8 protein-coding genes are annotated in these 11,836 nt (G+C 63.7%); 2 read left to right on the top strand and 6 right to left on the bottom strand.

Annotated features, from left to right (window positions below; all coding sequences use genetic code 11):
* The coding region (locus CZ203_RS07895) for a hypothetical protein (protein WP_159456427.1) at nt 1–663 on the top strand (663 nt) is incomplete at its 5' end.
* A 46-nt stretch (nt 664–709) separates the two neighbouring features.
* On the opposite strand, the gene CZ203_RS14715 is transcribed toward CZ203_RS07895, so the two are convergent.
* The 4 genes from CZ203_RS14715 to CZ203_RS07875 form a co-directional block, all read right to left on the bottom strand.
* Nucleotides 710–2,467 carry a trypsin-like peptidase domain-containing protein gene (locus CZ203_RS14715; RefSeq protein WP_087065578.1) on the bottom strand — a complete coding sequence of 586 codons (1,758 nt, stop codon included), beginning with the start codon at nt 2,465–2,467 and terminating at the stop codon, nt 710–712.
* Between the two features lie 20 nt (nt 2,468–2,487).
* Nucleotides 2,488–3,915 carry a potassium/proton antiporter gene (locus CZ203_RS07885; RefSeq protein ID WP_087065577.1) on the bottom strand — a complete coding sequence of 476 codons (1,428 nt, stop codon included), beginning with the start codon at nt 3,913–3,915 and terminating at the stop codon, nt 2,488–2,490.
* 208 nt (nt 3,916–4,123) lie between these two features.
* Complete coding sequence (locus tag CZ203_RS07880) at nt 4,124–5,167, bottom strand: substrate-binding domain-containing protein (protein WP_159456426.1); 1,044 nt, start codon at nt 5,165–5,167, stop codon at nt 4,124–4,126.
* A 452-nt stretch (nt 5,168–5,619) separates the two neighbouring features.
* Nucleotides 5,620–6,642: a substrate-binding domain-containing protein gene (locus CZ203_RS07875; protein WP_200809455.1), complete on the bottom strand. Its 1,023-nt coding sequence runs from the start codon at nt 6,640–6,642 to the stop codon at nt 5,620–5,622.
* Nucleotides 6,643–7,080: 438 nt separating this feature from the next.
* On the opposite strand from CZ203_RS07875, the gene CZ203_RS07870 reads away from it, so the two are divergent.
* A complete protein-coding gene (locus CZ203_RS07870; protein ID WP_087065575.1) occupies nt 7,081–7,953 on the top strand; it encodes a helix-turn-helix transcriptional regulator in 873 nt (290 codons plus the stop codon).
* A gap of 64 nt (nt 7,954–8,017) precedes the next feature.
* Here CZ203_RS07870 and CZ203_RS07865 read toward each other — a convergent pair whose 3' ends face one another.
* Nucleotides 8,018–9,238 carry a BTAD domain-containing putative transcriptional regulator gene (locus tag CZ203_RS07865; RefSeq protein WP_087065574.1) on the bottom strand — a complete coding sequence of 407 codons (1,221 nt, stop codon included), beginning with the start codon at nt 9,236–9,238 and terminating at the stop codon, nt 8,018–8,020.
* 48 nt (nt 9,239–9,286) lie between these two features.
* Complete coding sequence (locus tag CZ203_RS07860) at nt 9,287–10,594, bottom strand: GGDEF domain-containing protein (protein WP_143436172.1); 1,308 nt, start codon at nt 10,592–10,594, stop codon at nt 9,287–9,289.
* Nucleotides 10,595–11,836: the final 1,242 nt, after the last annotated feature.

Below are 11,836 nucleotides of genomic sequence, written 5' to 3'. Positions count from 1 at the left end.
CCGCCGGGAAAGGAGGGGGTTTCCCTGTTCTCACAGCATAAAATCGCGGCGCTCACAAACTTGCTCGCCGCCCTGCCGGACGAGCCGCAGCTTTCCGCGCAGGAACTGAAGGCCTATTTCGACAGCAGCCCGGAAGAGCTGCGGCGGGCGGTAAACGGCGTGTGCGACGACGGCACGGCGCTCGAAACCAAGGTAGACGGCATCATCGCCCGCACCTTTGACACCGCCGTGACCGAGCCCATGCTCGACCCGGCGCTGGCGGGCAAGCTGAACGCCAAGGCGGATACCGTCGCGCTCGCGCAGGCGCAGGCCGGGCTGGAGCAGGCCGACCGCGCGCTGCAGTCCGACCTGGACGCCGGGCTCGCGCGCAAGTGCGAGATCGCGACCGGCGCGTATATCGGCAACGGCACCGCCAGCCGCCTGATCAGCCTTGGGTTCCGCGCCAAAGCGGTGCTGGTTGCCAGCCAGTACGGCTTTACGGGCTACGGCGGCAACGGCTACATGTTTTACGGCGGCCTGGCGCTCGACGGGCACCCGGTATCGTATAACGGTAACGAAATGATCGTGAAGATCGACGCTGCGGGCTTCTATGTCTATACCAGCAACGGCTATATCCGGTCGAACTACGCGGATACGAAGTACCATTACATCGCCTTCCGGTAGGGGGCAAAAAAGGCGCCATCCAAACGGATGGCGCCTTTTTACGCACCTATTGGTACCGGCAGACCATGATGTTCCAATACACCGTCCCGGACAGCCGGGTATGGCCGAGGAATACCTCCAGCTGGCCGGCCGGGTTGACGTATACCAGGATGGGGAAGCCGTCGCTGTCCTCAAAGCCGTCGAGATAGGTGAAGCCCGCCCCCTCCAGCGCGCGGCAATACCGGTCGAGCAGCGTGCTGCTGACGCTGTCCGCCGGGTAGGTATAGGCCGCGAGATAGGTCAGCGGGTCGAGCGGCGTATCCTTGTATACGAGCGGCGCGCCCGCCATCGCGCCGAAATCGGGCACGGCGGGCAGCTCGGCGTACCGGGCGGCGCCGTCGCCGGCGGCGGTACCGGTCACCGTGACCGTCATCATACCGGTGGCCAGGACGTCCCCGTCCCCGCCGAGCAGGGCGAGCGCGATGCGCGTCGTGCCCGCGGCACGGCCGGTGATGGTGAGCGGCAGGGAGTAAGCGTCCTGCCACTCGCCCCAGGCGGCGGAGGCGACCGAGGGGTCTTCCACCTCAAAATACACCGACAGGTCGCCCGCGGAGCGGTTCTGCGTCACCGTGACCGCGCGCGACTGCCCGGCCTGCAGGGTGAGCGTGGGCTGGGCGGCCGCGATGGCGGCGGGGATATCGGCCTGGGCGGCCGCAAGCTGCGCCAGCGGGGTCGGGGACGCGCCCTGCCGCAGGCCGGATACCGCGGAAAACGGCACCGCGAGGTTGAGGCTCTGCCCGTTGCGGACGGTCGCGCTCGTGATGCCGATCACCTGCCCGGCGGTGTTCAGCAGCGCGCCGCCGCTGCTCCCGGAAGAGATGGCCGCGTCGGTCTGGATGTAGCGCGTGCCGTCCACGACGCGGTTCCCGTTGGAGATGATGCCCTGCGAGATCGTATTGCTCATGCCGAGCGGGCTGCCGATCGCGTAGACGGTCGCGCCGCCGACGACCCCGGCCGCGTCTCCCGCCGTCAGGTAGGGGAAGCCGGAGCCGCCCACCTTGAGGATGGCGATATCCTGCGCCGCGTCATAGCCCAGCACGCCGGACACCGGATAGGCCGTGTGGCCGTCCGCCAGCGTGATGGTGGCGTAGGACGCGCCGTCGATCACATGGTAATTGGTGACCGCGCGGCCGTCCGCGTCGATGAAGAAGCCGCTGCCCGTGCCGAGCAGGCGGCGCCCCGCGTCGAACACCTCGATATAGAACACCGCGGGCGAGCAGCGCTGATAGACCTGTTCCGCCGTCAACGCTCCGGCAGGGGGCGCGGGGAGCGCCCGCGCGTCCAGCGCGCTGGAAAGCCCGGCCTTCTCGACCGCGTCTCCGGTTACCGCGCCCGCGTCCANGACGTCCTTGCCGCGGTAGAAGAACGCGTCGCACACCGCGCAATAACTGACGCCCGCGCCCTCAAATTCGCGCAGGCCGGGCACCGGCGGGGTGACGCGGCTCGCGCCCGTGGCGAGGATCGCCGCCCTGGCCTCGTATGTACCGCGCAGGCCGTTGGCCACGAGGTTGCCGTTAAAGCCCAAGCCGACCACCTCGTCGCGCACCAGCGCCGCGCCCAGGCGCACGGCCTGCTTCTCGCCGTTTTCCAGCAGCGCCGCGCCCGAAACCGGCTCCTCAAAGCCGTAGTAATTTTCAATCATCTCGGTTTTGCCGAGCGCGCCGCCATCCTTGGCCAGCATTGTGACAGAAAGCCCGGCACGCAGCGCGTAAACCGCCGCGGAAACGCCTGCGGGGCCGCTGCCGATGACCAGTAAATCCGTCATATCCTTCCCTTCTTTCTCTGTTATGTCTCCAGTAGGCTGTCAAAATCATTTGCGCTTAACACCAGTGTATCATGCGCCTGTAAAACTGTCGAGCCTTTGGGGATAATTGTCTCCCCGCCGCGCCGTACCATGACGACCAGCACCTCCTCGGGGATGTCGGCGTCCATGATGCTCTTGCCCGCCCAGCGCGAACCCGGCGAGACCTGGAACTCCATCAGCTGGGTGCCGAACTCCTCCTGGTAGTCGGTGAAGGTCTTGAGCACCTGCACGCTGTTGTCCACCAGGCCGAGCTTGCGCGCGAGCCGCGGCACCAGGCTGCCCTGCAGCCCGGCCGACAGCAGGGCGACGATAAAGACGATGTGGAACAGGTCGTACTGCAGCGGCACGCCCTCGGATACGGCAAATATCGCGAACACGATCGAGGCCGCGCCGCGCAGGCCGACCCAGGAGACGAACAGCTGGCTCCGCAGCGGCACACGGAACGGCGTGAGCACCAGGGCGGTCGCCGCGGGGCGCGCGACCAGCAGCAGGAACAGGAACACGCACACGCCCGGCACAATGATCGCCGCAAAGCGCGACGGGAACGACAGCAGGCCGATGGCGAAGAACAGGATGATCTGGGCAAGCCAGGAAATGCCGTCAAAAAAGTGTACCAGGTTGCGTTTATGCAGCATTTTGCTGTTGCCGAGCAGGATGCCCGCGAGATAGACGCTCAGGTAGCCGTTCCCGCCCACGCTCTCCGCGACCGTGTAGGACAGGAGGGCGACCGCCACGATGAGCAGCGAATACAGGCCGTCCACCTCGACGCGCAGCCGCCGCATGCCGTAGGCGACTGCCAGGCCGAAGGCCGCGCCGACCAGCAGGCCGAAGCCGAGCTGCCGCGCCAGCGTCAGCACAATCGCGCCCGCTCCGCTGGAAGGCTGCATCAGCGTCAGCACGGTGATGGCCATCATGTAGGCGAACGGGTCGTTCGAGCCGCTCTCGATCTCGAGCAGCGAGGCAAGGCCGCCCTTTAGGTTGAGTTTCCGGGCGCGCAGGATGGAAAAGACGCTCGCCGCGTCCGTCGACCCGAGGACGGAGCCGATCAGCAGCCCTTCCAGCAGCGTGGTGTGCAGGAACAGGCGGCACAGCAGGCCGGTGAGGAAAGCGGTCACGACCGTGCCGAGCGAACTCATCAGGATCGCAGGCGCGGCCACCGGGCGCGCGGCCTTCCAGCTCGTGCCGAAGCCGCCGTAGAACATGATAAAGATCAGGACCGCCGAGCAGATTTCGCGCGCGAGGGCGAAATCCCCGAAATCGATCAGCCCCAGCCCGTCGCTGCCAAACAGCATGCCGAGCGCGAGGAAGATCAGCAGCGTCGGCACCCCGAAACGGTAGAGCAGCTTGCTGGAGGCCACGCATAAAAGCAGCAGCGCGGCCATAACGGTAAGCGTTGTCAAATGCACCATTGGCATCCCCCTTTTCTCCGTAGGCTGGAAAGGGGGACGCAGGGAAACGCCGCGGCGCCCCATTACGTCCCCCAATACTCTATATATAGTATACCAGTTGCGGAGAATATGCACAAGCGGTAGGGGACACCTTTTCGCAAAATAGGAAAAACCGAACGCCCCGCGGCTTGCGGGGCGTCCGGCTCATTCCAAAAGGGAAGTTTTCCGCTTACTTTGCAGCGTATTCCGCTACGTTGCTCTTATCAACAGGCTCGAAGGGGATCCACAGGATGTGGTCTTCCTCGCCCTCGACAGGCTCGCCCTTGACCATGGCCATCGCGCACTTGATCGCGCCGCCGCCCTGGCCCTTCGGGTCCTGGAACACGGTGAACGCCAGGTCGCCGTTCTCGATCGCTTCGCAGCCGCCCTTGGTGGCGTCGATGCCGACGATCGGCACGGGGATCTCGGTCACGCCGGAAGCCTTGTACGCCTCGATGCAGCCGAGCGCCATGTCGTCGTTATTGCAGATGACCGCGTCAAACGGCTTGCCGGTGCCGAGGAACTGGGTGAACTTATCCATCGCCTTGGCGCGGTCGTACTCCGCGGTGTCCTGGTACGCGATGTTGACCTTGATGCCCGCGTCTTCCAGCGCCTTGAGCGAGGAGGAGGTACGCTTATTGGTATGGTCGAGGCCCAGGGTGCCCTGCATCATGACGATGTTCGCCTCGGTCATGTTCTTTTCCTTAAAGTACTTGGCCAGGAATTCGCCCTGGAAACGGCCGGAATCCAGCTCGTTCGAGCCGACATACATGATGTTGTCGTTCAGGACGGACATATCGTCCGGGCCGCGGTTTACGAAGACCACCTTCATGTCGCCCGCCGCCGCGATCAGTTCCTTGGCGTTGGTGGAGTCGACCATGTTGATGATGATCGCGTCGTAGTTATCCGCTGCGCAGGTCTGCACGTGGTTGATCTGGAGCTGGATATCGTTATTGGCGTCAAAAGAATTGAAGGTCACGCCGGCTTCCTTCGCCGCATCGGAGACCGCGGTCTCCAGGGTGGAAAGGAACTGGTCGCGGGAGGAGATCGACATACCGATCTTCATGTCGCCGGAACCCTTTGCATTGTCCTTGGAAGCGTCCGCACCGGTATCGGCCTGCGCGGTGTCGCCGGAACCCTTATCCGCGGGCGTCGTGTCGCCGCCGCCGCAACCGGCCAGCGCGCCGAGCATCATCATACCCGCGAGACCCAGTGCCAAAAGTTTTTTTCTCATAACTTTTCTCCTTTTTCCGTCTTGCTTCATGGAAGCGCTGCGGCTTCCTTGTCCGTGCTTCCATTATATTTGCTCGCCGCGCCCAAGACCTCCACTATTTTGTTTCCCAATCGCAAAAAAATGATAGAAATATTCACAAAAAAGCGCCGTCAAAATTTTTCACTTCATTTTTTTGCGAAAAGGCAGGATTCTTGCGTCGCCAGAGCAAGATCAATGAGCAGGATAAAGTTGCAAAATGGATACAAAAACGGCATAGTTGCGTGTTTTTTGGCCTGATTAACGCATTTTGCCTTTTTGTTCATCGGAATTGCTTTTGCAGGCCTTTACCAAAAACCATTTAAGATTCTTGCGTTCGCCGGCAAAAGGATGCAAGAGGGGCGGCAAACCGAAGGGTCCCGCAGGCATTGCCTGCGGGACCCTTCGGCGAAATAAAGAGGAAATTTTTGAGTGGCTTATTTCATGTACTGGTCAACGTTGTCCTTGTCGACGGGCTCGAAGGGGATCCACAAAATGTGATCCTGCGCGCCTTCAACCGGCTCGCCCTTGACCATCGCTACCGCGCACTTGATCGCGCCGCTGCCCTGGCCCTTCGGGTCCTGGAACACGGTGAACGCAAGCTCGCCGGCCTTGATGGCCTCGCAGCCGTTCTGGGTCGCGTCGATGCCGACGATCGGGACAGGCATTTCGGTTACGCCGGTGGACTTGTACGCCTCGATGCAGCCGAGCGCCATGTCGTCGTTGTTGCAGATAACCGCGTCGAACGGCTTGCCAGTGCCGAGGAACTGGGTGAACTTATCCATCGCCTTGGCGCGGTCGTACTCCGCGGTATCCTGGTACGCGATATTGACCTTGATGCCCGCGTCTTCCAGGCCCTTGATGGAGAACTCGGTACGCTTGTTGGTGTGGTCAAGGCCGAGGGTGCCCTGCATCATAACGATGCTGACTTCGTTCATGCCCTTTTCCTTGAAGTAGTTCGCCAGGAACTCGCCCTGGAAGCTACCGGAATCCTCCTCGTTGGAGCCGACGAACATAACGTCGTCGCTCAGCAGGGCGGTGTCGGGGGAACGGTTTACGAAGACGACCTTCATATCGCCCGCCGCGTTGATGATCTCCTGCGCGTTGGTGGAGTCAACGAGGTTTACGATCATGGCGCTGTAGCCGTCCGCCGCGCAGGTCTGCACGTGGTTGAGCTGCTGCTGGATGTCGTTGTTTGCGTCAAAGGAATTGCAGGTTACGCCCGCAGCCTTTGCGTCTTCCAGTACCGCGGTTTCCAGGGTCGAGAGGAACTGGTCGCGCGAGGACATGGACAGGCCGATCTTCATGTCGCTTGCCGCCGCGTTGCCGCCGTCGTCGGCCTGTGCAGCGTCGCCGGCGTTGTCAGCCGGGGGCGTGGTATCGCCGGAGCCGCCGCAGCCAGCCAGGGCGCCGAGCATCATCATACCTGCGAGGCCCAGAGCCAGTAATTTCTTTTTCATGAGTCTTCTCTCCTTCTTCATCCAATTGCCTTGGAAGCGCCCGCTGGCGGCTTCCCTCTGTTCTGGCTATCATTATAGAAGCTGGGGCTGCTAAAAACCTCCATTATCTTCGGGGCGGATAGGGGGAAAAGGCAATACATTTTCACCAAAAATAGTGGCACCCGTTTTTTTTATTCCACTTTATTGCGATTGTATACGAAATATTAGTCAAAACTCCTAAAATGCGTGCATTGCGTTTCCGTGCACGCATGTGATATAGCATAAAATTTGGTCGATTGGACGGAGTTTGTCAAATGCGCCGAAAATGGCGGCGGGTGCGTGCCCATCCGCCGGGACGCCCAAGCCATCCAGGCATTGACAGCGGCTGACGGTCTGTTATAATGCTGGTATAAGCAATTTAGTGGAAACCGTTTGTAGAACTTACAGGAGGTGAGCCGTATGTCCAACCTTCCGGCCGGTACGCCGGGCGCCCTGTTCGAGGATAACCAGCTTCCAGAACTGCTGTACGTGTGTAAGCAGGACTGGACCGCCAACCACATGCCGCGCCCTGTCCACGGCCACACGGGCATCTCCGAGCTCCTGGTGGTCTACCAGGGCGGCGGCCGCTATATCGCCGGGGCGGATACTTACGAGGTGGAGGCGGGCGACATCCTGTTTTACAACAGCGGCGACCTGCACGAAATCAACCCCGAGGACTCGACCCTGATCGGCGTCTACGGGTTCGGCATCGCGAACCTGCGCCTGCGCGGGCTGCCGGCGGGCTGCTTCCTGCCGGCGGGCGCTTCCTGCGTGCGGCATTCCGCCGACCAGTCGGAGGCGATCCAGGCGATGTGCCAGCTCCTCTATACGCAGCTGGCGCAGGAGCGCCCCAACAATGCCGAACTGTGCAACCATCTGCTGGCCTCGCTCATCATCATGGCGCTGCAGCTGCCCGACCAGCCCCGGCGCAGCTACCAGCGCGCGGACTATGCGCTGGTCAACGACATCCGCACCTATATCGACGCGCATTACAACGACTATATCACGCTCGGCTCGATTGCGGACGCGCTCGGCATCAGCCCCTACTATACCTCGCACATCTTCAAGGAGGTCACGGGCTATTCCCCGATCCAGTACGTCATCCGCCGCCGGATCGGCGAGGCGCAGAGCCTGCTGATCGGCACGAACTATTCCGCGACGCAGATCGCGACCATGGTCGGCTACGACAACACAAATTACTTTAACACCGTGTTCACCAAAATGGTGGGCATCTCGCCGATCCGCTACCGGAAGCAGTTCCTGGAGAACATGCATGGCAAGCACATCCACTGAAAGGGAAACGCAAAGCCCCGTTCCATTCCCGGAACGGGGCTTTTGCCGTTCAAAAAAACAGCGGTTACGGTTTGGCCGGTTCGCCCACGGCGGGCTGTACGGCATGGAGCTGGTAAACCAGCTGCATGCCGCCGTGCGGGTGCGCGCGGCGGAAATTGTCGCGGATGCGCCCGAGCACCTGCTCGCCGGTATCCTGGTCGACCGTCGGCAGCAGCAGGACGAACTGCGTCGGCCCGTAACGCGCCACCACGTCGCCGCGGCGCACCGTGCGCCGGATGACCGCGAGCACCTGCTCCATCGTGCGGCCGATCAGGGCGCGCTCGGGGATGCCCTGGTGCTGGTCCGTCAGCGTGATGAGCGCCAGGCTCACCTGCCCGCCGTAACGCGCCAGGTTGCGCGCCTCGCGCCGGTAGAGGTCCTTGAACACCTCGTATTCGCATACGAACGCGCCCTCGGGCGGCTGGGGCTCCGCCAGTTTTTCGCACACGCTGCGCACGTCGGAGACCTGCTGCGCGGACTGGCCGCCCAGCTCGCGGTACAGCACGAGCAGCTCGTCCGGCGGCTGCACGCCCAGTTTGGAATAGTAGCGGTCGGTCAGCTTTTCATAGTGGGCGCGCGCCGCGTCCTCCTGCCCGGCGGCCGAAAGCGCCAGCAGGTAGCACCGGTTGAGCGCGATATCCTCCGCGTCGGCTTCCAGCGCGCGGCGGCAGACCTCCACCGCCTCCGCCCGCGCCCCGTCCTCGCCGAGCAGCGCGCACAGGCGCTCCAGCACAGACACAAACGCGGCGTGCACCTGCGCCTGCAACGGCGACAGCCAGGCGGCGTCCGGCGCGTCCGCGCAAAAGCGGCCGGTATAAAGCCCCACCGCGCGGCGCAGCCAATCGAGCTGCTCGCTGCGCAGCAGGCGCGCGTCCTCGGACTGCCTGCAGGCCACGGCGAACTTGTCCGCGTCCGATTCGCTGCGCAGCAGCGGGTTCCAGCGGCATTCGCCCTGGCCGCCGGTAAAGAACTCCAGGCCCTCCGGCGCGCCGCCCTGCACCAGCGCGCGGCGCAGGCGGTGCAACGCGGTTTTGAGCGCGCCGCGCGGGTTCGCGCTATCGTCCTCCGGCCAGAGGGCGGCGGCAAGCTCGTCATAGGGCACCGCGCGCCCCCGGTTGATATATAGGTATTCCGCGACCGTGCGGAGCTTTTTGGCGCGTACCAGCGGCCCGCTCACCACCTGCCCGTCCACCCGGATCTCCAGCCCGCCGAACAGGCTGACCTCTACCTTGTACCTCTGCCCCATATCCTGCCCCCTCTGCCCGGCTGTCACCGGGCATGTTTCTTTCTCTCCTTATAGCATATCCCGCGCGCGGTCATAGGCCGCACAGCAGTTTTTCCCCTGCCGCTTGGCGCGGTACAGGGCGATGTCCGCCTTATAATACAGTTCTTCAAAGGTCACGCCGTCGTCCGGCGAAAAGGCGATGCCGACCGAGCCGGAAATCTCGCCCTCTGGCGGGTTGTCCATGGGGTCGTCCGATTGCATCACGCCGCACACCTGCGCGGCCTTGCGCGCGGCGGTGTCCCGCTGGGGGATGTCGCGCACCAGGATGACAAACTCATCGCCGCCGATGCGGCCGATCACGTCGGTTTCCCGGAAAATCCCGCGCAGGCGCGCGGCAAAGCCGGACAGCACGGTATCGCCCTGCACATGGCCGTAAGTATCGTTGACGCGTTTGAAGTTGTCCAGGTCGATCATCAGCAGCGCGCAGCGGCGGCCCGTCCCGGCGCTTTCCGCCAGGACGCGGTCGATCTGCGCCTGCACCGCCTGCCGGTTGAGCACGCCGGTCAGTTCGTCGCGCTCAGCGCGGCGGCGCAGCTCCTGCTCCTGCTTTTTGCGGCGGTCGATGTTCTTGATATGCAGCAGGCCGCATACGTCTTCCGTCGCGCGGTCGCGCAGCAGGGTCATCGTGGCCTCCAGCCAGATCGGCTGCCGGTCAAGGCCGACCCCGACGTATTCGTAGCGGATTTCCCGCTTGCCTTCGGCAAAGGCGCACAGCACGGTTTCCCGGCCGAACTGCTCGGCAAACTGCGCGCGGTGCTGCGGGTACAGCGCCTTTTCGCACACGGCGCGCAACAGGCCGGAATAGGTCGAAAGCCCCGCAAGCCCGCACCGCCGGTACCAGGCGGCGTCCGCGTCGGTGAGCTGGTCGCGGGTGATGTTGGCGTCAAAGGTCATGACGGTGGACGCCGTCTCCGCGACCGCGCGGCACGGGCGCTCCGGCGCGCTGCGCTCGCCCATCCGCCAGGCGGTGATGTCCAACACGGCGGCGTCGAGCAGGCCGTCCCGGATGGCCCCGCCCAGGAGCAGGTAGGTGGTGCGGTTATTTTCCCCAAACACCTCCAGCTCCAGGTCGACCTCGCCGCCGTCCCCGGCGAGCCGGAGGGCGCGGTCGAGCTGCCCCAGCACCCGCTCGCTCAGGCAGTCCGCGAGCTGCGTACACGCGGGCAGCCGGCTGCGCAGCCAACCGTTGCAATACAAAACCGGGTACCCCTCGGCCAGGCGCACGCGCAACAGCCCATAGGGCGCTGAAAAACACGGCGGGAGGGTCCCGTTATCCATCCGGTCCACGTGCAGCACATCCTTTCCGATGCTTCCCACGTTGCACGCACCGCGGGAGGCTTTTTGCTTATATAACTTTTATTTTACACGCTCCGTACAGCAAATACAAGTACACGGCGTGTGCAACCGCACGACAGGATAACACATAATCCCGCCAAAATGCATACAATCCGGCACACGCCACGCCCGTCCGGCCGTACACGGGGATACTGTAAAAATATACAAGCCCTTCCACGGTATTTTGTGCAGCATTTTGCGCGCCCCCCCTTGACCGCATCCCGGTACCAAGNGTCCAGGTCGATCATCAGCAGCGCGCAGCGGCGGCCCGTCCCGGCGCTTTCCGCCAGGACGCGGTCGATCTGCGCCTGCACCGCCTGCCGGTTGAGCACGCCGGTCAGTGCGTCGCGCTCAGCGCGGCGGCGCAGCTCCTGCTCCTGCTTTTTGCGGCGGTCGATGTTCTTGATATGCAGCAGGCCGCATACGTCTTCCGTCGCGCGGTCGCGCAGCAGGGTCATCGTGGCCTCCAGCCAGATCGGCTGCCGGTCAAGGCCGACCCCGACGTATTCGTAGCGGATTTCCCGCTTGCCTTCGGCAAAGGCGCACAGCACGGTTTCCCGGCCGAACTGCTCGGCAAACTGCGCGCGGTGCTGCGGGTACAGCGCCTTTTCGCACACGGCGCGCAACAGGCCGGAATAGGTCGAAAGCCCCGCAAGCCCGCACCGCCGGTACCAGGCGGCGTCCGCGTCGGTGAGCTGGTCGCGGGTGATGTTGGCGTCAAAGGTCATGACGGTGGACGCCGTCTCCGCGACCGCGCGGCACGGGCGCTCCGGCGCGCTGCGCTCGCCCATCCGCCAGGCGGTGATGTCCAACACGGCGGCGTCGAGCAGGCCGTCCCGGATGGCCCCGCCCAGGAGCAGGTAGGTGGTGCGGTTATTTTCCCCAAACACCTCCAGCTCCAGGTCGACCTCGCCGCCGTCCCCGGCGAGCCGGAGGGCGCGGTCGAGCTGCCCCAGCACCCGCTCGCTCAGGCAGTCCGCGAGCTGCGTACACGCGGGCAGCCGGCTGCGCAGCCAACCGTTGCAATACAAAACCGGGTACCCCTCGGCCAGGCGCACGCGCAACAGCCCATAGGGCGCTGAAAAACACGGCGGGAGGGTCCCGTTATCCATCCGGTCCACGTGCAGCACATCCTTTCCGATGCTTCCCACGTTGCACGCACCGCGGGAGGCTTTTTGCTTATATAACTTTTATTTTACACGCTCCGTACAGCAAATACAAGTA

The sequence above is a fragment of the Intestinibacillus massiliensis genome, from assembly GCF_900155735.1.
Classification (GTDB): Bacteria; Bacillota; Clostridia; order Oscillospirales; family Butyricicoccaceae; genus Intestinibacillus; species Intestinibacillus massiliensis.
This window is presented reverse-complemented; position numbering and strand designations above follow the sequence as displayed.